Here is a 23,665-nt window from a genome sequence, read left to right on the forward strand (position 1 = left end):
CGAGGAGCGAGGTGCCACCGAGCAGGCCGCCGGGTTCTACGCGCGCTCCCACGCGGCGGGATTCAGCGGTGCGGCGGCTCAAACGCCGGAGGGGCTGAGTTTTCCTGTCCGGCGCCGGAAAGTCTCAGCCCGTCCGGCGATTGAGAACGAGGCCGTCAGGCCGAAGCGGGGGGCTGGGGGGCGGCAGCCCCAGGTACGGGACGGGCAGGGGCGGAGGGGGCGAGGAAGGTCTTTTCCAGGGCACCGGCCGGGGTCACGGGGACGCCGGGGCCGAGTTCTTCGTGTCCTGGGGGGCCGCGTCGCCGTCGCCGGAGGTGGCGAGCCAGGTGCCGACACCCGCCGCCACCAGGACGAAAGCCGCCACCCCCAGCGTGATCCGCCGCCGCCGGGCGGAGGCGCGGTGCCGGGCGGACCCGGGACGGGGCGCGCCCGCGGCCCGGGGCGCGCGAGCCGTCCCCCGGGCACCGCCGGCCAGCTCGTCGGGTGCCGGCACCCGCATCGAGGTGTGCGTGTCCCGGTTCGAGTCGGGCGCGGCCCCCGGCACCAGGGGCACGGCCCCGCGCCGCTCACGCGCCGCGGCGGGCGCGGCCGGCTCCGCGCTCTCCTCGTAGTCCTCGTCCCCGTCCGCGGAGTCCGCGTCCGGGGAGTCCACGTCCAGCGGCGGCATACCGGCCAGCAGCGGGAGCTGCTCCCGCAGCCGTGCGCCCAGCTCGGAGGCCCGCAGCCGGGACGCGGGCGCCTTGGCCAGACACTGCACGATGAGCTGCCACAGTTCGTCCGGGATGCCCGGGAGCGGGACCACGGTCTCGGTGACATGGCGGCGCAGGACCGCGCCGGGGTGTCCGCCCCCGAACGGTGTGAAACCGGCGAGCAGCTCGTAGAGCACGGTCGCCAGGGCGTAGATGTCGACGGCGGCGCGCGGCGGAAGTCCCTCGATGATCTCGGGCGCCAGGTAGTCCGGCGTACCGATGATCTTCGTGATCTTGGTGCGGCGCGGCGAGTCGATGAGCTTGGCCACACCGAAGTCGGTCAGGAGGGCCGGATGGGAGCCGCCGGGGCCGAGCGGGCCCTGCATGTCGAGCAGGACGTTCTCGGGCTTCACGTCGCGGTGGACGACTCCGGCCGCGTGCGCGGCGGCGAGTCCGTCCGCCACGTCGGCGACGATCGCGACCGCGGCCTCCGGGGCGAGCCGGCGTTCCCGGTCGAGCCGGGTGCGCAGGTCGGTGCCCCGCACGAGGTCCATGACGAGGGCGAGGTCGTTGCCGTCCACCACCAGGTCGCGGACCGCCACCACGTGGGGGTGGTCGAGGCCGAGCAGCGCGGTGCGCTCCTGCACGAAGCGCCCCACCAGCTCCTGGTCGGACGCGAGGTCCTCGCGCAGCAGCTTGATGGCGACGGGCCCCTCGGGTCCCTCGCCGAGCCACACCGTGCCGGCGCTCCCCCGCCCCAGGATCTGGTGCGCGGTGTACCTGCTGCCGATCTTGCGTGCCAAGACTGCTCCTACAGACGCGTGTTGCCGCTTAAAGTACGCGCCCGCGGAGCCAACCTTCACGCCCGGGACAGAAATCACCCATCAGATGTCGACAAATCCCCAGAGTCGGCTGCCCCGGGGCCTCGGACCGGTTGCACGAGAGCCCCGGACCGGCCGCCCGAGGCTCCCGGGATCAGTTGCCCGAGCCGCCCGTGGGGTCCTTCGAGCCGAGATCCCCGATCCAGCCGCTGACCTGGTCGTACCAGTGGGTGAGCTGGCCCCAGAAGCTCCTGGTCGAGCCGATCCAGTCCTGGAGGGGGCTGAACTCCCAGACCAGCCAGCCGGCCACGAACAGGATGACGATCGTGAACAGGCACCCCTTGAGGCAGCCGAGTCCCGGGATCTTCATCGGGTTGGCGCTGCCCTGACGGGGCTCGCGCTGACGAGGGGCGGGCTGCTGCGGCCGCTGCGGCTCCGGCGCGTACCGCTGCGGCTGGGGCTGCTGCTGGGGCGCCGGGGCGTAGCGCTGCTGCTGGTGCTGCGGCGCGTACTGCTGCTGGGGCTGCTGCTGCGGATAGCCGTATCCGGGCGGCGGCTGCTGGCCCCGCTGCGGACGCTGCTGCTGGGGCTGCCCCTGCGGCCGCGCGACCTGGCGCTGCGGGCGGCGGCGCAGCGGGTCCTCGTTCGGGTCGAGGTACTGGACCTGCGTCTGCTCGTTGCGGTCACGGGCCGCGCGGAGCTGGTTCTGCCAGGGGTGCGGCTCCTCGCTCTGGCCGGGCTGTCCGCCCGGCTGGTTCTGCGGAACCGGCGGCAGCACGGCGGTCGGGTCGGCCGCTCCCGAGGTGTGCGGCAGCACGCTGGTGGCGCCGTACGGGTCGTAGGAGCCCGCGCCCTGCGGGAGCACCTGGGTCGGGTCGGCCGAGCCGGGCATGTCCGGGACGTGGGCCGGGGCCGGGTCGGGGGCGAGCAGGGCGCCCACGCCCTCGGCGGCGGCGATCTGCGCGGGTGAGGCGTGCACCCCGACGCCCGCGGCGACGGCACGCAGGGCGCGCGCGAGGTTCTCGGCGCTGGGCCGTTGGTCCGGGTTCTTGCGCAGGCAGCGCTCTATGACGGTCCACAGCGGGTCCGGGACGGTCGAGGGGCGGCGCGGTTCGGCGCTCAGGTGCTGGTGCAGCACTTCGAGGGCGGAGCTGCCGGCGAACGGCGGGCGTCCGGTGACCAGCTCGTACATCAGGATGCCGGCGCCGTAGATGTCGACGGCGGACGTCTGCGGGCGTCCCTCGGCGGACTCCGGGGCGACGTACGCGGGCGTGCCGACGAATTCGTGGGTCCGGGTGAGGCCGGGGGAATCGGCGAGCCGCGCGATGCCGAAGTCGGTCAGCATCGGGTGCATCTGGCCGGCGTCCTGCTTGAGCAGGACGTTCGCGGGCTTCAGGTCGCGGTGCACGACGCCGTCGGCGTGGCTGGCGGCGAGCGCGTCGGCGATCTGGGCGGTGAGCAGGGCGGCCGCGACGGGCGAGAACGGTCCGTTCTCGCGCAGGTAGCGGTGCAGGTCCGGACCGTCGATCAGGTCCATGACGAGGGCGAGGAGATCTCCCTCGACGACGAGGTCGCGCACCCGCACGATGTTCGGGTGGGTCAGGCGCAGCAGCACCGACCGCTCCCGGAGGAAGCGCATCACGATGTCGGCGTCGCCGGCGAGCTCTTCCTTCAGGACCTTGATCGCCACGGTCTCGCCGGGCTGTCCCGCGACGGCCGCCTCGGCGCCGGCGGTCTCCCGCTGGCTGGCGCGCCAGACCGTGCCTGTGGCGCCGCGCCCCAGCGGCTCCTCCAGGAGGTACTTGCTCCCTACCGGCCGCACGTCATGCGCTCCCTGTTGCTTGCTTTGCCTGGTCCGTCCACCGTGATCACCGTGGTACAGGAGATTCCGACCCACTCTAGTGCCGCCCTGCCCGGCAACGGGCTGTCCTGCTCGTGTGCTTTCCCATAGGTCCCGTGCGCACCTGTGGTTCGCATAAGCGCTTACGTAGGCGTCCCCGTCCCTGTTCGACGGAAAGCCGCTCGCATGTGTTCGACGGAAAGACGCCGACTCCGGTCGCTTGGTTGCCCGGACCGGGCGTGAGCGATCTCAAGCCGACATCGGGAGGGCACTGGTCAGGAACTTTTACGGGCAGAGCCGACCAATCAAGATCACTTACGGGTGGGGGGCGGGCGTGTTGTCGGTGGCAGGTGCGAGGATGCCTCCAGTTACTGGCCGACGTGCCCGTGTGCGGTGGGGGGATCTGCGGTGGGGGACCGCAGCGCAGCCTCGCCCTCGTCGCGGCGCCTGTGCTGAAGGGACCCCTGACGGCGATGCAGATCCGGCTGACCGTCGTAGACCCGCTGGGCCCGCCCTCGGAACCGCGGGGGCGAGCCGCGGCCTGCGATGTGCTGGTCACCGCGCCCGCCGGGACGGCGCTGGCCGCGGTCGCGTCGGGGCTGGCCGCGGCGGTCGGGGGAAGCGGGGGCACCTCACAGGGCGAGCGGGGCCGCGAGTCCGGCGGGGGCCAGATCGTGCTCTACGCAGGCGCGGAGCGGCTGGACGCCCAGCGCTGCACACTCGGCGAGCCGCCGCTGACCGACGGCGCCGTGCTCAGTCTGGGCGCGCCCGCCGAGCCCGGTCCCGACCTGGACGACGTGTCGGCCCAGCTCCATGTGGTCGCGGGACCGGACGCCGGCGGCGTACACCTGCTGCACGGCGGCCAGATCCGCATCGGCCGCTCCGCGGACGCCGACGTGCCCCTGGACGACCCGGACGTGTCCCGCCTGCACTGCGCGGTCACCGTCACCCCCGAGGGCCGCGTCTCCGTCGCCGACATCGGGTCCACGAACGGCACGACACTCGACGGCTCCCGTGTCGGCGGCCGCCCCGTCCCCTTCACCGCGGGCGCGCTGCTGCGCGTCGGCGAGTCCGCCCTGCGGCTCGCCCCGCCGGGCGGCCCCGGCCTGGTGGAGACGGCTCCGGACGGCGAGGGCCATGTCCGGGTGCGGACCGGGTCGACCGAGGACGCCCCGACCCGTTCCGGCGGGTCCGCCGGGAACGCCCCCGCCCGGGCCGGCGGGTCCGGCGGTCACGGCACTCCGGCGGGAGCCTCCACCACCGCCCGGCCCGGCGGGTTCGCGGGGCACGGCGCCTCGGCCGCCGGCGCCACCGGCCGGCCGGGCTCGGCCTCCCCGGGTTCCACCTCCCCCGCGGCTTCGGCGCCCCCGGCGACGTCCGCGGCCCCCGCGAGGGCCGGGAACTTCCCGGGGGAAGCCTCACCGGGCACCACCGCCCCCGGACCGGGCGCCTCGCAGCCGCGCGGTGCCGTGCCCCACGCGCGCGGGGAGAGCGCCTCCCTCAGCCAGAGCGGCGGTCTGCCGCCGGCGGGCGAGACGCATCACGCCTACGGGACCGCGGAGTGGGGCGCTTCCGCGGGCGGCGTCCCCGGCGCACTGGAACACGGACGAGCCGTGCCCCCGGCCGTACCGGAACAGGGCCGGGCACCCCGGATCGAGAGCGGCCCCCGGGGCTCGACGACGGAGGGCCGCGGCTCCGGCACCGGCGCCTCCGCGCGCGAGACGGGCGGGCCCGCGGGCTCCGGCGGCCCGGACGGGGCGGACGGGGCGGGGCGCGCCGACGCGGGGGCTTTCGGCCCCGGCGCCGCCGACGCGTCCGGCACCCCCGGAGCGGGCATCCCCTCTGCCCGCACGGGCACGCCCACGCGCGGCACGGACATTCCGCCGGGCGTGCGCAGGCGGGGCGGTATCGGCGCGTGGGCCCGGCGCCTGGCGGGCGGCCGCGGAGGACCGTCCCCGGCGCGGGAGACGTACGAGGACGGCACCGTCGCGGTGGAGGAACTCCTTCCCGCCGTGCGGCGCTCGCCCGAGAGCTGGCCCGATCCGTCGACCCTGCTGCTCACCGCGATGGGCCCCGGTCCCCGGCTGTGGGAGCGCGGCCCCGGCCACCCCGAGGCACTGGCGGTACGGCTGGGCACGGCCGACCGGACCGCGCCGGACGGTTCGGGCCTGCTGCCCGCGGTGCCGGTGACCGCCGGGCTGCGGGAGGCCGGCTCCCTGGGCCTGGCCGGACCGCGGGCGCGGCTGTCGGGGCTGGCCCGCGCGGTCGTCGCGCAGCTCGCCGCGCTGCACTCCCCCGACACCCTGGAGATCGTCCTCGTCAGCACCGACCGGACCCGCCCGGTCGAGGAGCGCACCGCCGAGTGGTCCTGGCTCGGCTGGCTCCCCCATCTGCGTCCCGTCCACGGCCAGGACTGCCGTCTGCTCCTCGCGTACGACCGTGAGCAGGCGGCGGCGCGCACGGACGAGCTCCTGCGCCGCCTGGAGGATCACCTGGCGGAGGCGGAGGAGGCACCGCGCGTACGCCGTCCGCTGTCCGGGGGCGCCGGTGCCTCGGTTCCGGCCGCCCGGTCCGGGACGCACGACACGGACGCCGGGCGCGCCGGACACGTCACCCCCTCGGGCGACGGCGGCTCGCCGAGCGCGGCACGAAGGCCGTCCTGGGCGCGGGCCGACGACGCGGACGAGGGGTACGACGGCCCGTACACGGTGGTGATCGTGGACGGGGACCCCGGGGGCGCCGATGTGCGGGAGGGCCTGACGCGCCTCGCGCACGAGGGCTCGCGGGCCGGGATCCATCTGGTGTGCCTCGCCGAGACCGTCGCCGCCTCGCCCGCGTCGCCGGTGACGGAGACCTACGAAGCGGCGTGCGAGGTGTCGCCGGCGTTCCGTGCCTGCGGGGCGGTGGCGTTGCTGAGCGGGGACGTGGCCACGGCGCTGCGGCTGATGCGGGTGGCACCGGGCGGCAGCGGCGAGCGCGCCTCCGAAGCGGCACCGCACGGCGGACCCGACGGCGGCGGGCGGGATTCCTCCGGCGCCGCGCACACCTCGCCGGCGCACTCCGGCCCCCGGCACGGGGGAGCCACCCACACCGGCATCCCCCGCCCGGCGTCCGGACGGCACACCGGTTCCGGCGGCCGCGCCGACGCCACCGCGTCCCGCACGGGCCGTACGTCCTCCGGCGCCGCGAACCAACTCCCGCGCGGCCCCGTGGGGCACGGCACCGTCGCCGCCGTGGACGCCGTGTCCCTCGCCTGGGCCGAGCGGTTCGCCCGGTCCCTGGCACCGCTGCGGACGGACGGCACGGTCGGGGACCGGCACACACGCGTGTCGGCGCCCCTGCCCCAGACGGCCCGTCTGCTCGACGAGTTGGGGCTGGCGCGGGCCACCCCCGCCTCCCTGATGGCGCGTTGGGCGGACGCCGCGGACGACAGCGAGGCGTTCGGCGGACGGGCGCGGGCGGTGCTCGGCGCGGGCCCGCGCGGACCCGTCGCCGTGGACCTGCCCGTCGAGGGCCCGCATCTGCTGATCGAGGGCCCGCCGGGCAGCGGCCGCACGGAACTGCTGCGTTCGGTCGCCGCGTCCCTCGCCGCCGCCGAGCGGCCCGACCGGCTCGGGATCGTCCTGATGGACGGACGCGACGGAACCGCCGCCCACGGCGGCGCGGGTGGCGGGGAAGGCCTCCAGGTCTGCACCGACCTGCCGCACGTCACCACCCACCTCACCGCCAACGACCCCGTGCGGATGCGGGAGTTCGCCCAGGCGCTGAGCGCCGAGCTGAAGCGGCGGTCCGAACTGCTCGGCCGGCTCGGCTTCGCGGAGTGGCATGCCGGGCGGACGGTCCCCGGCCGGATCGTGGCCCAGCGCTCGGGCGGAAGCTCGTCGGGCGGGACCTCCTCCCTGGGCGCCTCGGACCTCGACACCCCGTCCAGCTCGACGCTGCGGCTGCGGCCCGCCGCCGCGCACCGGCAGACCGAGCCGGGGCCGCCGCTGGCCCGTCTGGTCGTGGTCGTCGACGATCTGGACGCCCTGCTGGCACCGCCGCTGGGCTCTCCGGGACGCCCGGCGGCCGGTTCGGTCGTACGGGCGCTGGAGGCCGTCGTCCGGGAGGGCGACCGGCTCGGGGTCCACCTCGCGGCGGCGTCCGGCGCCGACGGCCGTACGGCCGCGTCGGAACTGACGCGTTCCGCCGCGCTGCGCGTCACCCTGGACGCGCCGTCGCCCGGACCGGAGGAACCCGCCCCCGGGCGGGGCCGGCTGCGGCTCCCGGACGGCCGGGAGATTCCCTTCCAGGGCGGGCGGGTCACGGGACGCATTCCGCGGACGGCGACCCTGCGCCCCACGGTCGTCCCCCTGGAGTGGCACCGCATGGGCGACCCGCCGGCCCGCCGCCCGGTCCGCGAACTGGGCAACGGACCGACGGACCTCGCCCTGCTCGCCAGCGCCCTGGAACGGGCCGCGCGCTCCGTCTCGGCGGCCGAGATGCCCTCCCTGCTGTGATCCGCGGCCGGGAGACCTGACCGCCACGGCCGGCGGCCCGGACACCCTGACCGCCGCAACCGGCGGCCGGAACGCCCTGCCCCCCTGCGACCGGCGGCCAGGACGCCCGCGCCGTCGGAGCCCCCGCCCGGCATCCCGCGACCGCGCACGTCACAGCGTCGGCGCCGCTCCCGCCTCCGTGCGGCCGAGCGCCGTCGGCGTGCTCCGTGACCGTGACGCGACGTCACGACCCCGTCACGATCGCCCACTTGACACCACCGGCGGTCTTGCCGCCCACGAGTGGGCAGGCGTAGACCGGAGTGATCGGGGCAGCAGCCGCTTTGACGTTCGACGAAGAACGAAGAACGGGGCAGTGATGCGCAGCATTCCTCAGATACGCAGGTCGCCCGGTCACTCCACCCGCCGCTCGCGCAGAGCCGCGCAGGCCGCGGCGGCCGCCGTCGTCGCGGGCGCGCTCACGCTGACGGCGTGCGGTGGCGGCAGCGATGACGGCAAGGGAAGCGACGGCGGCAAGGCCACGGAGAGCGGCGGCCCTGGCTCCGTCTCCCTGCCCAAGCTCGACGGCGCCACCCTGGAGGTCGCCGCCGTGTGGACCGGGGCGGAACAGGCCAACTTCAAGAAGGTGCTCGCGGAGTTCGAGAAGCGCACCGGCGCGAAGGTCACCTTCGTACCGGCGCAGGACCCGATCATCAACTTCCTCGGTTCGAAGATAGCGGGCGGTGCGCCCCCGGACGTGGCGCTGCTCCCGCAGGTCGGCGCGGTGAAGCAGGCCGTCGACAAGGGGTGGGCGAAGCCCGTCGGCCCGGACGCGCAGGCGCAGTTGACGAAGAACTACGCGCAGGGCTGGCAGGACCTCGGCAAGGTCGGCGGCAAGCAGTACGCCGTGTACTACAAGGCCGCCAACAAGTCCCTGGTCTGGTACAACACCAAGGTCTTCCAGAACGCGGGGGCCAAGGAGCCCAAGACCTGGAAGGAGTTCCTGGCCAGCGCGCACACGATCTACGACTCCGGTGTCACCCCCGTCTCGGTCGGCGGTGCCGACGGCTGGACGCTCACCGACTGGTTCGAGAACATCTACCTCTCCCAGGCGGGCCCCGAGAAGTACGACCAGCTCGCCCAGCACAAGATCAAGTGGACGGATCCGTCCGTGAAGGACGCGCTGACCACGCTTGCCGAGCTGTGGGGTGACAAGAACCTGATCGCGGGCGGCCCGGACGGCGCGCTCCAGACGGAGTTCCCGGCCTCGGTCACCCAGACGTTCACCGGTGGCGACCAGCCCAAGGCGGGCATGGTCTTCGAGGGCGACTTCGTGGGCGTCAACATCGCGGAGACGAAGGCGAAGATCGGGACGGACGCGAAGGTGTTCCCGTTCCCGGCGGTCGGCGACAAGGCGCCGGTGGTCAGCGGCGGTGACGCGGCCGTCGTCCTGAAGGACTCGAAGGCGGCCCAGGCACTGCTGACGTTCCTCGCCTCGCCGGACGCGGCGACGATCCAGGCCAAGCTCGGCGGCTATCTCTCCCCCAACAAGAACGTGGCCGAATCCGCCTATCCGAACGCCGTCCAGCAGGCCATCGCCAAGGCGCTGATCGCGGCCGGCGACGACTTCCGCTTCGACATGTCCGACCAGGCCCCGCAGGCCTTCGGCGGAACACCCGGCAAGGGCGAGTGGAAGGACCTCCAGGACTTCCTGAAGAACCCGAAGGACGTGGCGGGGACACAGGCGAAGCTCGAATCGGACGCCGCAGCGGCCTACAAGGGCTGATCCGGTCATGACGTCGGCGACGGCCGGAGGCAGCGCACCGGTGCCCCCGGCCCGTACACGCAAGAGCGTGACCGGGACCCGCAAGGCGGTGGTGGCGCTCTTCCTGCTGCCCGCCCTGGTGCTGCTCGGCGCGCTCGTGGTCTACCCGATCGGGTACTCGGTCGTGCGCAGCTTCTACGACCAACAGGGCGACGGGTTCGCCGGGTTCGACAATTACAAGGCGCTGTTCACCGACGACGGCATCCGCACCGCGCTCAAGAACAACATCATCTGGGTGGTGTTCGCCCCGACGGTCGCGACCGCGCTGGGGCTGATCTTCGCGGTGCTCACCGAACGGGTGCGCTGGGGAACGGCGTTCAAGCTGGTCGTCTTCATGCCGATGGCGATCTCGATGCTCGCCGCCGGCATCATCTTCCGGCTGGTGTACGACCAGGACCCGGACAAGGGCGTCGCGAACGCGGTGTGGGTGGGGGTGCACGACACCTTCGCCCCGGCGTCGGCGTTCCCGAAGGCCCACCCGGGCCGGGAGTCGCCCCTGACGGCCGACAAGGGCGGGTTCGTCACCCGGGACGCCGTGCACACCGGGCAGTCCGTCGCCCTGCCGCTGGTCGGCGTCGCCCCGGACCAGATGCCGGGCAGCGCGAGGAAGGCGGTGCGGGCGGCCACGGATCCCGGCAGGGTCACGGGCACGGCCTGGCAGGACTTCACCCGCGGGAAGGGCGTCGGCAGGCTCGGCCAGATCGACCCGAGCGAGCTGGGCTACTCCGGGATGAGGATCGAGGCGGTCAAGGACGGCGAGGTCGTCGACTCGGCGAAGGTGGGCGACGACGGCACGTTCTCGCTCTCGGGCAAGGCGGACGGAGCGCGGCTGCGGCTCCCGGCGAGCAACTTCGCGGAGCCGTACAACGGGGTCGACTGGCTGGGCCCGTCCCTGGTCACCCCGGCCATCATCGGCAGTTACGTCTGGATGTGGGCGGGCTTCGCGATGGTGCTGATCGCGGCGGGCCTGGCGGGCGTGCCGCGCGAACTCCTGGAGGCCGCCCGGGTCGACGGGGCGAACGAGTGGCAGGTGTTCCGCCGGGTCACCGTGCCGCTCCTCGCGCCGGTGCTCGCGGTCGTCGCCGTGACCTTGATGATCAACGTGCTGAAGGTCTTCGACCTGGTGTTCATCATCGCGCCCGGCTCCTCCCAGGACGACGCGAACGTGCTGGCCCTTGAGCTGTACCGCAAGGGCTTCTCGGAGGGCAGGCCGGGCGTGGCGAGCGCCATCGCGGTGTTCCTGCTCCTGCTGGTGATCCCGGTGATGGCCTTCAACGTGCGTCGGCTCAGGCGGGAGGTGCGGCGATGACGGCACATGCGTCGTTCGGCCGGGGGTCCGGGGGTCGTCCCCCGGGACGATGCAGTCGTCGGCTCAGGCGGGAGGTGCGGCGATGACCACACATGCCGGACAGTTGGCGAAGACCGCGCCCGCGACGGCCGTGAACAGGGCGCGGCCCTCGCTCGGTTCACGGATCGCGAGCGGGCTCGGCGGCAGTGTCGTACGCGTCTTCCTGGTGCTCGTCGGCCTGTTCTGGCTGGTGCCGACGATCGGACTGCTGCTGTCCTCGCTGCGCAGCCCCGAGGACATGAGCGGCAGCGGCTGGTGGAAGGTGTTCACCGCGCCCTCGCAGCTCACCGTGGACAACTACCAGAAGCTCCTGGAGAACAGCGACATCACCAACTCGCTGCTCAACACGGTACTGATCACGGTTCCGGCGACCCTGCTGGTCGTCGTGATCGGCTCGCTCGCGGGCTATGCCTTCGCCTGGATGGAGTTCCCCGGCCGCGACTGGTGGTTCCTCGGCGTGGTCGGTCTGCTGGTCGTCCCGGTACAGGTGGCGCTGATCCCGATCGCCGAACTCTTCGGGAAGATAGGCGTCTTCGGGTCGGTCACCGGCGTGGTCCTCTTCCACGTCGGCTACGGACTGCCCTTCGCGGTGTTCCTGCTGCGGAACTTCTTCGCGGAGATCCCGAGGGAGCTCCTGGAGGCGGCCCGGCTGGACGGCGCGGGCGAACTGCGCCTGTTCGCACGGGTCGTGATGCCGCTCGGCGGTCCCGCGATCGCCTCGCTGGGGATCTTCCAGTTCCTGTGGGTGTGGAACGACATGCTGGTCGCGCTGGTGTTCTCCGACTCGGGGAGCCAGCCCATCACGGTCGCTCTCCAGACACAGGTACGCCAGTTCGGCAACAACATCGACGTGTTGGCGCCGGGCGCCTTCCTCTCGATGGTGATCCCACTGGCCGTGTTCTTCGCGTTCCAGCGGCAGTTCGTCTCCGGAGTGATGGCGGGCGCGGTCAAGTAACCAGGTCGCGAGGGTGCTTGAGGGGCGGGCCGGACACCGGCCCGCCCCTCGCCGTTCACCCCGCGTCCCCCGGATGCCACATCTGGCGTAACCAAGTCACCCCTTCGGCCGTTTTCGGGCAGTATGCCCGCGCCGACCCATGGATGTCCCGTGCCCAGGTTCAGTGTCATCGTCCCCGTGTACAAGGTTCAGGCGTACCTGCACGAGTGCCTTGAATCCGTGCTCGAACAGTCCTGCCCGGATCTCGAACTCATCGCGGTCGACGACTGTTCACCCGACGCCTGCGGGACGGTCATCGACGAGTTCGCGGCCCGCGACTCCCGGGTGCTGGCCGTGCACCTGCCCGAGAACGTGGGCCTCGGGCGCGCCCGCAACGCCGGTCTCGACCGCGCCACCGGCGACTACCTGATCTTCCTGGACAGCGACGACACGCTCACCCCGGACGCGCTGCGGGCCATCGCCGGCCGGCTGGAGGAGACGGGCGACCCGGACGTCCTGGTGTACGACTACGCGCGCACGTACTGGTCGGGCGAGGCCGTCCGGAACCGGGCCGCGGAGCAGCTCACCGAGGAGGGCCCGGCGCCGTTCCGGCTGGACGAACGTCCCGGACTGCTGCGGCTGCTGATGGTGGTGTGGAACAAGGCGTACCGCCGGGAGTTCGTCGAGCGCGCGGGCTTCCGCTTCCCGCCCGGCTACTACGAGGACACGCCCTGGACGTATCCGGCGCTGATGTCCGCCGGGACGATCGCGACCCTCGACCGGGTCTGTGTGCACTACCGCCAGCGGCGCCACGGCAGCATCCTCGGCACCAGCAGCCGTCAGCACTTCGACGTCTTCGAGCAGTACGACCGTGTCTTCGCGCATGTCGCCGCGCACCCGGAACTGGACCGGTGGCGTCCGGTGCTGTTCCGGCGCATGATCGACCACTTCGCCACGGTGTTCGTGAAGCGGGGCCGGCTGCCGCGCGCGGCCCGGGCCGAGTTCCTGCGCAAGGCCCGCGCGCACTACCGCCGTTACCGCGTCCCGGGCGCGCCGGCCGGTCCGCGCACACGGCTGCGCCACGCGCTGGTCGGCCTCGGCACCCATCGCACGTACCGTCTGCTGTCCGTCCTGTCGCGGGTCAGGAAGAGAGCCGTGCGGTCGGCCGCCGGGCTGCGGCGCGCGGTGCGCGGCGCCGCGCTCCAGGTCCACTACCACGTGCAGCTCCGTCTTCCGCTGCGCGCCGACCGTGCCGTCTTCTCCAGCTACTGGGGCCGGGGCCACGGCTGCAACCCGGGAGCCCTGGAGTCCGCGTTCCGCAGCTTCGCGCCGCACATCCGCACCGCGTGGATCGCGCACGCCGAGCACCACCACACGATCCCGGACCGGACGCGGCCGCTGCGTCCGGGCACGGCGGGGTACTGGACGGCGCTCGCCCGCTCCAAGTACCTGGTGAACAACGTCAACTTCGACCGCCGGCTGGTCAAGCGGCCCGACCAGATCATGATCCAGACCCAGCACGGGACCCCGCTGAAGCGGATGGGACTCGATCTCCAGGACCGGCCGGCCGCCGCGCGCGGCACCGACTTCGCCGAGCTGCTGCGCGGTGCCGACAAGTGGGACTACTGCCTGTCCGGCAACCGCCACTCCACGCTGGTCTGGGAGCGCGTCTTCCCCTCCTCGTACACGACGCTGGAATACGGGCTGCCCCGCAACGACGTGTTCCAGCACGCGACAGCGGCGGACGTGGACCGGCTGCGCGCCTCGCTCGCCATCCCCGCGGGCATGGTCGCCGTGCTGTACGCGCCCACGTACCGGGACTACCGGCACAGCCGGCCGCGCACCCTGGACCTGGAGCGGGTGCTGCGCGAGCTGGGCCCGGATTTCGTGGTGCTGGCTCGCGCCCATCACGCCTACGGGGCGCCGCTCACGGAGACGGCGGGCGGCCGGGTCATCGACGTGTCCGGCCATCCGAGTGTCGAGTCGCTGTGCCTCGCCTCGGACGCGCTGGTCACCGACTACTCGTCGCTGATGTTCGACTACGCGGTCCTGGACCGGCCGGTCGTCGTCCTCGCCGACGACTGGGAGGCGTACGAGGCGGCCCGCGGCACCTACTTCGACGTGCGCGCCTTCCCGCCGGGCGCCCTCGCGCGCGGCGAGGACGAGCTGATCGACGTCTTCGCGACCGGGCGGTGGCGCGGCCCGGAGTCGGCGCGGCTGCGGGCCGCGTTCCGCGAGCGGTTCTGCCCGTACGACGACGGACGGGCCGCCGAACGGGTCGTACGGCATGTGGTGCTCGGCGAGAGCGCCGGACTGCCCCCGTTCGTCCCCCTCGCCGAACGCCGCCCGGTCCCTTCGGCCGAGGCAGCCCCGGCGCGCGTCCCGGGCACCGGCAAGCCACGGGGAGGCGTCCGGAACCCCGGCCGGCCGCTCACGGGTGTCCCGGACTCCGGCCGGCCGCTCACGAGCGTCACGGACTCCGATCAGCCGCTCGGGGGCGTCCCCGCTCCCGGGGTCGCCGTTCCGTCGACCGAGACCCTCTGACCGGAGTCCGCGTGCCGTCCAGTCCCTCGCGGCCCACGCCCACCCGGCCCTCCACCTGGCGGCCGGCCGGGCGCCCCGGGCGATGAACTCCCCGTCCGGCGCCCCTGAGAGAAAGAGCAGAATGCCCCGCTTCAGTGTCATCGTGCCCACCTTCGAAGTCGCCGGGCACCTGGCCCGCGCGCTGGACTCGGTCCTGGCCCAGTCCTTCGGTGACTTCGAGCTGATCCCGGTCTGCGACGAGCCGGACTCCCCGGCCGCCACGGTCGCCGCCGCGTACGCGGACCGGGACTCCCGGGTGGTCCCGGTCCATTCGCCGCCGTCGGGCGGACTGGGCGCGGCGCGCAACGCCGGGATCGCGGCGGCGAAGGGCGCGTACCTGCTCTTCCTCGACGGCGACGACGAACTGGTGCCGGGTGCCCTGGACGCCCTGGACGCGGGTCTCCCGGCCGGCCTGGACGTCCTCTACTTCGGGCATCAGCGGGTGCACTGGTGGGAGGGCGAGCCGAGCACGCCCCCGCTCGACAAGGCCCCGGAGGTCCTCGGCGTACACGTTCCGGCATGGAGCGCCGTGTACCGCCGCGGCTTCGTCGCCGAGCACGAACTCGCCTTCCCCGAAGGGCATTTCACGGACACGGGCTGGGGCGGCCTGGTGACGGTGACGGCCGAGCGGCCTGCGGTGCTGCGCACGGTCTGTGTACGGCATCATCTGCGCCGCCAGGGCAGCCGGCTCAACGCTCCGGGCGAGCACCACTTCGACCTCCTCGACCAGGTCGAGCGGGTCCTCGTCCACGCCTCACGGCGGACCCTGCCCGCGGCCCGGTCGAAGGCGCTGTTCGGGCAGCTCTTCTCCCTGGTCCTGAAGGCGGCCGCGCACCCGGCCCGGGTGCCCGCGCGCCGCCGCCGGGCCTTCTTCCGCCGGGCGGGCACGCTCTACCGGCGGCACCGTCCGGCCGGGTTCCGGGCTCCGGCGGGCAGTCTCGGGGCGCAGCACCTGCTGCTCGCGGCGGGCGCGTACAGCGCGTTCCGCGCGCTGCGCGGCACGAACCGGGCCGTCTCCGGTGTGCTGCGCCGGGTGCCCCGGGGGCGGACACTGCGCACCCGGGCGCGCTACGCCCTCCAGCTCCGCCGTCCCCTCGACGAGAATCTCGCGGTGTACTGCGCGTACTGGGGCCGGGGTTACGCCTGCAATCCGGCGGCGATCCACGCCAAGGCCCGCGAACTCGCCCCGCACATCCGGTCGGTGTTCCTGGTCGAGCCGGAGGCCGTCGACGCGCTGCCGAAGGACGTCGAGCACGCGGTGATCGGCAGCCGGCGCGCCTGGGAGGTGCTGGCCCGCGCCAAGTACCTGGTCAACAACGCCAACTTCGCGGACGGCGTGGTCAAACGCCCCGGCAGCGTGCACCTCCAGACCCAGCACGGCACACCGCTGAAGAAGATGGGCGTCGACCAGTCGACGTTCCCGGTGGTGGCCGCCGCGACCGGCAGCTTCACCAAGCTGCTGGCCCGGGTGGACCGCTGGGACTACAACCTCTCCTCCAACCGGCACTCCACCCAGATGTGGGAACGGGCCTTCCCGGGCGGCTACGAGGCGCTGGAGTACGGCTATCCGCGCAACGACGTCTACTGCACGGCGACCGCCGAGGACGTGGCCCGGGTCCGCGAACGGCTCGGGGTGCCCGAGGGCCGGACGGCGCTGCTGTACGCGCCCACGCACCGCGACCACAGCACCGGCTTCGAGTCCCGGCTGGACCTGGAGGCCTTCTGCGAGGCGATCGGCGAACAGTTCGTCGTCCTGCTGCGCGCCCACTACTTCTACGACGAGGGCCGTGGGCGCGGCAGCGGACGGATCATCGACGTGACCGGGCACCGGTCCTCCGAGGACGTCTGCCTGGCCGCCGACGCGCTGATCACGGACTACTCGTCGATCATGTTCGACTACGCCAACCTCGACCGGCCGGTCGTCGTGTACGCGGACGACTGGGAGGTCTACCGGGAGACCCGGGGCGTCTACTTCGACGTGATGGAGGAGCCGCCGGGCCGGGTGGCGCGCACCCCCGACGAGCTGGCCGCGCTGTTCACCGACGGCTCCTACGCGGATCCGGCCGCCGCCGCGCTGCGGGCCCGCTTCCGTGGGCGCTTCTGCCAGTTCGACGACGGCAGGGCCGCCGAGCGGGTGGTGCGCAGGGTGCTGCTGGGCGAGCCCCCCGAGACGATCCCGCCCGTCCTGCCGCTCGCCGAACGCGTCCCGGCTCCCGCCGCGTCCACCCTCGTAAGGAGCTGACGTGCCCCGCTTCAGCATCATCGTCCCCGTCTTCAAGGTGCAGGGCTTTCTGCGCGAGTGTCTCGACTCGGTCCTGGAGCAGTCGTACACGGACATCGAGGTCATCGCCGTCGACGACTGTTCCCCGGACGGCTGCGGCGCGATCCTCGACGAGTACGCGGCCCGCGATCCCCGGGTTCGGGTGCTGCACCTGCCGGAGAACGTGGGGCTCGGCCGCGCCCGCAACGCCGGGATGCCGCTCGCCGGCGGCGACTACCTCTTCTTCCTCGACAGCGACGACACCCTCACACCGGGCGCGCTGCGCGCCGTCGCCGACCGCCTGGACGAGACGGCCGACCCGGATGTGCTGGTCTTCGACTACGCGCGCACCTACTGGTGGGGCGGCACCCGCAGGAACGTGCTCGCGCGGGTCCTTGCGGAGGCGGGCCCCGGCACCTTCTCAGCGGCCGAACACCCGGAGATCCTCGATCTGTTGATGGTGGTGTGGAACAAGGTCTACCGCCGCGCGTTCGTGGAGCGGGAGGGCTTCGCCTTCCCGCCGGGGTACTACGAGGACACGCCCTGGACGTTCCCTGTGATGCTCAGCGCGGAGCGGATCGCGGCCCTGGACCGGATCTGTCTGGCCTACCGCCAGCGCAGGCAGGGCAACATCCTGTCCACCACCAGCCGCAAGCACTTCGACATCCACGACCAGTACGAGCGCGTCTTCGCGTTCCTCGGCTCCCGGCCGGAGCTCGCGCACTGGCGCCCGTATCTGCACGGCAAGATGGGCGAGCACTGCCTCGACATCCTCTCCAAGGAGGACCGGCTGCCCGGGGAGGACAGGGCCGAGTTCTTCCGGCTGACGGCCGCGCTGTTCCGCAGGCACAAGAGCGGTCCCGTCCCGGCCGAACTGCGGGTCCTGGAGGGCGGTTTCACCCGCTACCGGGTACGGCGGCAGGCGGACCGCGCGGGCCGGGAACTGGGCCGGCGCGGACAGCAGGCCCGCCGGGCCGTCGCCGCGCGGGTCAAGTACGGCTGCTCCGCGGTGCACGGACACCGGCCGCTGGACCCGCATCTGGCGGTGTACTCGGCGTTCTCGCACCGGGGGGTGCTCGGCGATCCGGCCGCGGTGTACGCCGCGGCACGCGAACTCGCCCCGCACGTGCGCGGTGTGTGGGTGGTGCGCGACGAGGAGCAGGCGGGGCTGCTGCCGCCGGACACCGAGCACGTCCTGCTCGACTCGCTCGCCTACCGCCGGATCACGGCACGGGCCACGTACTTCGTGAACAACGTCAACTGGCCCGGCTCGCTGGTCAAGCGGCCCGGCAGCGTCCACGTCCACACCCACCAGGGCACCCCGCTGAAGTACATGGCCGCGGACCTGCTCCACAAGCCGGGCGCGCGGCAGGGCGTCGACGTGCCGCAGATGCTGCGCCGTGCCGACCGCTGGGACTACAGCCTGGTCGCCAACCGGCACTCGGAGCTGGTCTGGGGCCGCGCCTACCCCTGCCATTTCACCTCGCTGCGCAGCGGCAGCCCCCGCAACGACGTCCTGGTGCGGGCCCGGACCGAGGACGGGGAGGCGGCCCGCGCGCGCCTCGGGATCCCGGCCGGGAACCGGGTGGTGCTGTACGCGCCGACGCGCCGCGAGTACGTCCGCGGCGGGCATGCCGAGCGTCTCGACCTGGCGGCGTTCGCGGACGGCCTCGGCGCGGACCACACCCTGGTCGTGCGGCTGCATCCCGCGCTCGCGGACGGTCCGGCGCGCGGGATGGGGCTGGCCGAGCTGCACCGGCGCGGTGTCGTGGTCGACGCGACCGACGAGCCGTGCGTCGAGGACGTGATGCTGGCCTCCGACGCCCTGGTGACCGACTACTCGGCCCTCATGTTCGACTACGCCAACCTCGACCGGCCGATCGTGCTCCTCGCCGACGACTGGGGCGCGTACGCGGCGAGCCGGGGCGCCTACTTCGACATCACGGCCGATGCCCCGGGGCATGTCACCTTTTCTCAGCGGGAGTTGGCGGAGCTGTTCGCGTCGGGGGCCTGGCGGGACGGGGAGTCGGAGCGGCTGCGGGCCGGATTCCGGTCACGGTTCTGCGAGTTCGACGACGGCAGGGCCGCGGAGCGGGTGGTGCGCACCCTGATGCTCGGCGAGCCGCTCGTACCGCCGTCGGCGATCGCCGCCCTGCCCGCCCAGGCCGGCCACGACGTCCTCGCGTCGTCATGAGCGCCGCCTCGGACGGCCCCGCGACCGGCCCCGCCACCGGCACGACGGCCGGCGTCCCGGGCGGCTCCGTTGGCGCGCCCGGAGCGGCGCGGTCCCGCCGGTTCCGGGCGCGGGTCCCGCGTTCGGCCCGTGCCCGGGTGATCCTGATCGCCGTCGTCTTCGCCGTCCTCCAGCTCGCCAACATCACCGACCGGGACACCCCCGACACCAAGAACTACCTGACGTACGCGCTGGATCTGAGCGGCTACGGCAAGCAGGAGGCCGCCGCCCTGACGATCGACTACGTGTGCGCGGGCAAGGCGTCCGTGGCCCGGCGCAACCAGGCCGTCGACGTGGTGCGCTTCCACCGCGCGAGTCCGACCCGGCGGGTCGTCGCCGAGTGCCGGCGCGAGCAGTGGCGGGGCGTGTCCGCACGGCTGGCGGCCGGGCCGGCGACGGGACACACCGTGCCGTTCATGCCGCCCCGCTTCATGCGGATCTTCGAGGCGCGGCCGGGGTATCCGGTGCTGCTGGTTCCCTTCGTCACGCTGCTGGGGGTGACCTGGGGCCTGTGGGCCTCGGCCGTCCTCGTGACGGTTGCCGGGGGCGTCCTCCTCTTCCGCCTCCTGCGCACCCTGGGCACCTCCACCGGAGCGGCCCTGACCGGACAGGCCCTCTACTACGTCCTGCCGTGCGGTACGACGGCGATGCGCCCGATGACCGAGGGCCTGATGATGGCCGTGACCCTCGCGGCCCTGTGGGGCTGCGCGCTGGTCCTTCAGGGCCGGACGCGGGCCGGGACCTGGCTGGTCGGCGGCTCCCTGGCGGTCCTGTTCACGGTGAAGCACTCGCAGGCGCTGTTCCTCGGGCTGTGCCTGGGCGTCTCCTGCGCGGTGCTCCTGGCGCGGCGGCGCCGGTGGGACGGGCCGCTGCGGACGCTGGGCGTGGTGGCGGGCTGCGGTGTGCTGGCCACCGTGCTGCTCGCGAAGGTCCTGCACTACCCGTCCCAGTCGGAGAGCGTGCAGGATCTGCTCACGGGGCATTACGCGCGACCCGACCGCGTCCATCCGTGGCCGGAGTTCCTCCATCTGGAGGCGGCCTTCTGGATCGAGTGGACGCGCCGCCAGTTGTGGGAGCCGCTGTTCCTCGCGGCCGTCGTGGCGGCCGGGTGGGGGGCGCTGCGCAGGCATCGGGCCTTCGCCGTGTTCCTGCTGGCGGCGGCGGGCACCGGGGTGCTCAACCAGGCCGCGCACCCCGACATCAACGTCTGGGGCGACCGGCTGATCGTGCTGCTGTGGCTGCTGCCGGCGGTGGGCCTGCCCCTGCTGCTCGACTCGGTCGTCCGCCCGGGTACGCGGCTGCCCGGGCATCTGGTTCCGGGGCCCAAAAGGCGAGAGTCCGAGGTCGCTCGATGAGGTGATCAAGGGCTAGGCCGCCGATCGCGGCGGGCATATAGGGCAGATGCCGGAAACCGCCGCTCCCTGTTCCCCCGCCGCCCGATGAGCGCCGACGTCGTCACCCGGCGGGAGGCCGTCCGCGGCGCGACCGCGCTGCGCGGCCGGGGCCGCCCGCGTCCGACGCCGTACCAGGTCTGGGGCGGCCTGTTCTGGCTGGTGATGACGCTCGCGTACTGGCGGATCCCGTTGTGCTGCGACGCGGGCCAGCACGCGGCGGTCGTCGAACGTCTGCGGGCGGACCTGCTGCACCCGCGCCATCCGATGGCGGACCTGCCGGGCGCGGGCAGCCCGTACTACTCGCCGTACGCGGTGGCCCAGGGCGCCTTCGCCCGGCTGACCGGACTGAGCGGCTGGGCGGTGGTGCGGCTGTCGGGGCCCGTCAACCTGCTGGTGCTGCTGACCGGCATCGGCCGCTTCACCCGCGTGCTGACACCCCGTCGCGCGGCGCCGGTCCTGTGCCTGTTCGCGATGGTGCTGCTGTGGGGCACGGAGCGGGCCTGGTGGAGCGGCTACCTCGGGCTGATGTCGATGACCGGCAACCTGGGCTATCCCTCGACGTTCGCCATCGGACTGGCCTTCTGGGCCTGGGCGTTCACCGGCCGGCGCGCGGGGGGCACGGGCGGCCTCGTCCGGTTCGTCGGCCCGGGAGGCCTGGGGAGCCGGTGGGGGTACGCGGCGCTCGGCGCCCTGTACGGACTGATCCTGCTCGTGCATCCGATCACGTCGATCGCGGCGGTGCTGGGCGGGGTGGCGTTCGTGGCGGCCCGGCAGCGCGGCCGGCGTCCGGCGGTGGTGTGCCGGTGGCTGCTCACGGGCGCCGTGGCGCTCCTCATCGCCTACGTGTGGCCGTACTTCGACGTCTTCGGGCTGACCGGGGACCGCAGCGTGGACGCCATGCACGAGCAGTTGTACGACCGGATGCCCGGACACTTCTGGCTGGCGCTGGCCGGGGTGCCCGCGCTGTGGCTGCGCGTGCGGCACGCCCGGCGGAGCGAGGGGCACGGGTGGCGCGATCCGCTGGTGCTGATGTTCGCGCTGGAGTGCGCGGTGGTGGCGTACGGCTGGGTGAGCGGGCACTACACGTACGGCAGGATCCTCGGGCTCACGCTGGTGCCGCTGCAGTTCGCGCTCGGGGTGGAGCTGGCGGAGCCCCGGCCGTGGGGACCGTGGCGGCGGCTGCTGGGCGGGGCCGCGGCCGCGGGTGCGCTGACCGGGTTCCTGACCGTGCAGGCCGGAGCGGTGGTGCCGCGATGGCTCGACCCCGTCGGCTTCGCCCAGCCGCCGCACTGGCCGACGTACGACTGGGCGGCGCGGTACATCCGGCCCGGCGAGGCGGTCATCGCGGACGGGTACTACTCGGTCCATCTGCTCGCGGGCTACGGCCCGGATCTCGCGGCGCCCGCCTGGCCCGACCCGGCCCTCGCCGAGAGCGAGCGGCTGCGCCGGCTCACGGCGGTGCGCGCCTATCTCGACCCGTCGTCGACCCGGGCCGAACGCATGGCCGTCGCCCGCCGGTACCACGCCCGCTGGCTGCTGCTGACGCGCTGGCGGCCGGTGCCCGAGGAGGCGACGGTGGTGGCGTGGAGCCGGGAGACCGGGGAGGTGCTGGCCCGGATCGGGCCGGGGCCCGGCACCCGCACCGGTGCGGCGGCCGGTGCAGTGGCCGGCGCGAAGGGCGATGCGGGTGCCGGTGCCGGGTCGCGTCCGTGACGTCGTCCGCCCGCGGGGCGGGCGGGACTTCGCGGACACGACGCGAGGCCGGTGCGGCGGTCCGTGCCGTTCGATGACGGACCTTCCGGCACCGGCCCGCTCGGTGCCGGTTACTCGATGACGAGCTCGACCGGGATGTTGCCGCGGGTGGCGTTGGAGTAGGGGCAGACCTGGTGGGCCTGCTCGACCAGCTTGCGGCCGGTCTCCTCGTCCACGGTGTCGGGCAGCTCGACGCGGAGCGTGACGGCCAGGCCGAAGCCCTCGCCCTGCTTGCCGATGCCCACCTCGCCGGTGACGGCGGCCTGCGTGACGTCGACCTTCGCGGCGCGGCCGACCAGGCCGAGGGCGCTCGCGAAGCAGGCCGCGTACCCGGCGGCGAAGAGCTGCTCCGGGTTGGTGCCCTTGCCGCTGCCGCCCATCTCCACCGGAATGCCGAGCTCGAGGTCGAGCGTGCCGTCGGAGCTGACGGCACGGCCCTCGCGGCCGTGGGTGGCGGTGGCGACGGCGGTGTAGAGCGCGTCCATGGGGACCATCCCTCTCAGGTCGGAATCGTGGCGGGGGCTGCCGGTCCGGCGGCCCCACGACCAGAATTAGAGCACGCAATTCAGTTGTGCACAACTTAATTGCTCGCTAGAGCTATCCTGAGGGCATGACCGCAACACCCGCCCCGAGCGCCGGCGCCCCCGTCGCGGGGGACTTCCTCCGCCTCGACGAGCAGATCTGCTTCTCGCTGAACGCCGCCTCGCGCGCCTTCGGCGGCGTCTACCGCGTCCTCCTGAAGGACCTCGGGCTCACCTACCCGCAGTACCTGGTCATGCTGGTGCTGTGGGAGCACGGCGAGCTGCCCGTGAAGAAGGTCGGCGAGCATCTGCGGCTCGACTCGGGAACCCTGTCACCGCTGCTGAAGCGGCTGGAGGCGGCGGGTCTCGTACGGCGGGAGCGCAGCGCGCGCGACGAACGGTCCGTGCAGGTGGCGCTCACCGAGGAGGGGTCCGCGCTGCGGGAGCGCGCGCTGGACGTCCCGCGCCGGATCGCGGCGGCTACCGGGGCGGACCTGGAGGAGATCCGAGAGCTCCGGGCCCGGCTGGACCGGCTGACGGCGGCACTGGACGAGGCAGCCCTGTCCGAGGCCCCGGGATGTACGTAGGCCGGCGTACGTAGAGGCGCAGCGTCACGCCTCGGCCCACGACCCGCTCCACGGATGCGAACCGCTCGTCGAGCACGGCGAGCTTGAGGCGCTCGGTCGCCTCCGCCGGGGACCAGGTCCGGCGCGTCGCGAAGGGCGCGGCGACCAGCCACACCCGGTCGAGCCGGTCGAGCCTGCGGCGCAGTTCGGCGGGATCCGCCTCACGGCCGTACAGGGTTCCGGACGCGGGCGCGGGAACGCTCAGCGCGATGTCGCGGATCCCTCGGAAGCCCTTCGGGTACGCCAGGGCCGCGCGCCGGGCGAGGGACGGCAGGAACAGCACCGGGTCGCCGGGGCGCAGTTCGCGGCGGGCGACGGCGGCGACGGCGGCCAGGTCGTCGGGACGGCGGTCGGGGCTGCGGTC

13 protein-coding genes and 1 pseudogene are annotated in these 23,665 nt (G+C 73.7%); 10 read left to right on the plus strand and 4 right to left on the minus strand.

What is annotated here, in order from left to right:
* Nucleotides 1–253: 253 nt before the first annotated feature.
* Complete coding sequence (locus ACWEBX_RS29710) at nt 254–1,492, minus strand: serine/threonine-protein kinase (RefSeq protein ID WP_451887877.1); 1,239 nt, start codon at nt 1,490–1,492, stop codon at nt 254–256.
* A gap of 172 nt (nt 1,493–1,664) precedes the next feature.
* A complete protein-coding gene (locus ACWEBX_RS29715; RefSeq protein ID WP_451887878.1) occupies nt 1,665–3,332 on the minus strand; it encodes a serine/threonine-protein kinase in 1,668 nt (555 codons plus the stop codon).
* Between the two features lie 491 nt (nt 3,333–3,823).
* Between ACWEBX_RS29715 and ACWEBX_RS29720 the strand changes: the two genes are divergently transcribed.
* The 9 genes from ACWEBX_RS29720 to ACWEBX_RS29760 all read left to right on the plus strand — a co-directional run bounded on the left by ACWEBX_RS29720 (nt 3,824) and on the right by ACWEBX_RS29760 (nt 22,115).
* Entirely contained in the window at nt 3,824–7,849 is a 4,026-nt protein-coding gene (locus ACWEBX_RS29720) for an FHA domain-containing protein (RefSeq protein WP_451887887.1), read from the plus strand.
* A gap of 355 nt (nt 7,850–8,204) precedes the next feature.
* On the plus strand, nt 8,205–9,611 hold the full coding sequence (locus ACWEBX_RS29725; RefSeq protein WP_451887879.1) for an ABC transporter substrate-binding protein: 1,407 nt from the start codon (nt 8,205–8,207) through the stop codon (nt 9,609–9,611).
* Nucleotides 9,612–9,618: 7 nt separating this feature from the next.
* Entirely contained in the window at nt 9,619–10,959 is a 1,341-nt protein-coding gene (locus tag ACWEBX_RS29730) for a carbohydrate ABC transporter permease (RefSeq protein ID WP_451887880.1), read from the plus strand.
* Nucleotides 10,960–11,041: 82 nt separating this feature from the next.
* Nucleotides 11,042–11,953: a carbohydrate ABC transporter permease gene (locus tag ACWEBX_RS29735; protein ID WP_451887881.1), complete on the plus strand. Its 912-nt coding sequence runs from the start codon at nt 11,042–11,044 to the stop codon at nt 11,951–11,953.
* 150 nt (nt 11,954–12,103) lie between these two features.
* A complete protein-coding gene (locus tag ACWEBX_RS29740; protein ID WP_451887882.1) occupies nt 12,104–14,476 on the plus strand; it encodes a bifunctional glycosyltransferase/CDP-glycerol:glycerophosphate glycerophosphotransferase in 2,373 nt (790 codons plus the stop codon).
* 121 nt (nt 14,477–14,597) lie between these two features.
* The gene (locus ACWEBX_RS29745) at nt 14,598–16,757 is read left to right on the plus strand and encodes a bifunctional glycosyltransferase/CDP-glycerol:glycerophosphate glycerophosphotransferase (RefSeq protein ID WP_451887883.1); all 2,160 of its coding nucleotides are present in this window, start codon (nt 14,598–14,600) and stop codon (nt 16,755–16,757) included.
* A gap of 1 nt (nt 16,758) precedes the next feature.
* Complete coding sequence (locus ACWEBX_RS29750) at nt 16,759–18,969, plus strand: bifunctional glycosyltransferase/CDP-glycerol:glycerophosphate glycerophosphotransferase (RefSeq protein ID WP_451887884.1); 2,211 nt, start codon at nt 16,759–16,761, stop codon at nt 18,967–18,969.
* Between the two features lie 137 nt (nt 18,970–19,106).
* Nucleotides 19,107–20,363, plus strand: a complete 1,257-nt coding sequence (locus tag ACWEBX_RS29755; protein WP_451887888.1) for a hypothetical protein — start codon at nt 19,107–19,109, stop codon at nt 20,361–20,363.
* An 84-nt stretch (nt 20,364–20,447) separates the two neighbouring features.
* Entirely contained in the window at nt 20,448–22,115 is a 1,668-nt protein-coding gene (locus tag ACWEBX_RS29760; RefSeq protein WP_451887885.1) for a hypothetical protein, read from the plus strand.
* Between the two features lie 110 nt (nt 22,116–22,225).
* Here the strand turns inward: ACWEBX_RS29760 and ACWEBX_RS29765 are convergent, their stop codons facing one another.
* Nucleotides 22,226–22,639: an organic hydroperoxide resistance protein gene (locus ACWEBX_RS29765; protein ID WP_361681287.1), complete on the minus strand. Its 414-nt coding sequence runs from the start codon at nt 22,637–22,639 to the stop codon at nt 22,226–22,228.
* 125 nt (nt 22,640–22,764) lie between these two features.
* On the opposite strand from ACWEBX_RS29765, the gene ACWEBX_RS29770 reads away from it, so the two are divergent.
* A complete protein-coding gene (locus ACWEBX_RS29770) occupies nt 22,765–23,262 on the plus strand; it encodes a MarR family winged helix-turn-helix transcriptional regulator (protein ID WP_451887886.1) in 498 nt (165 codons plus the stop codon).
* Here ACWEBX_RS29770 and ACWEBX_RS29775 read toward each other — a convergent pair.
* A pseudogene (locus tag ACWEBX_RS29775) lies at nt 23,156–23,665 on the minus strand (glycosyltransferase family 39 protein); the annotation flags it as partial. The gene ACWEBX_RS29770 and the pseudogene ACWEBX_RS29775 sit on opposite strands and share 107 nt — an antisense overlap.

This window comes from Streptomyces sp. NPDC005070 (assembly GCF_053600395.1).

Coding starts and splice junctions, on each gene's coding strand:
- ACWEBX_RS29760 (WP_451887885.1), top strand. CDS start 20,448: ATGAGCGCCGACGTCGTCACCCGGCGGGAGGCCGTCCGCGGCGCGACC.
- ACWEBX_RS29735 (WP_451887881.1), top strand. CDS start 11,042: ATGACCACACATGCCGGACAGTTGGCGAAGACCGCGCCCGCGACGGCC.
- ACWEBX_RS29770 (WP_451887886.1), top strand. CDS start 22,765: ATGACCGCAACACCCGCCCCGAGCGCCGGCGCCCCCGTCGCGGGGGAC.
- ACWEBX_RS29725 (WP_451887879.1), top strand. CDS start 8,205: ATGCGCAGCATTCCTCAGATACGCAGGTCGCCCGGTCACTCCACCCGC.
- ACWEBX_RS29745 (WP_451887883.1), top strand. CDS start 14,598: ATGCCCCGCTTCAGTGTCATCGTGCCCACCTTCGAAGTCGCCGGGCAC.
- ACWEBX_RS29720 (WP_451887887.1), top strand. CDS start 3,824: ATGCAGATCCGGCTGACCGTCGTAGACCCGCTGGGCCCGCCCTCGGAA.
- ACWEBX_RS29730 (WP_451887880.1), top strand. CDS start 9,619: ATGACGTCGGCGACGGCCGGAGGCAGCGCACCGGTGCCCCCGGCCCGT.
- ACWEBX_RS29765 (WP_361681287.1), bottom strand. CDS start 22,639: ATGGACGCGCTCTACACCGCCGTCGCCACCGCCACCCACGGCCGCGAG.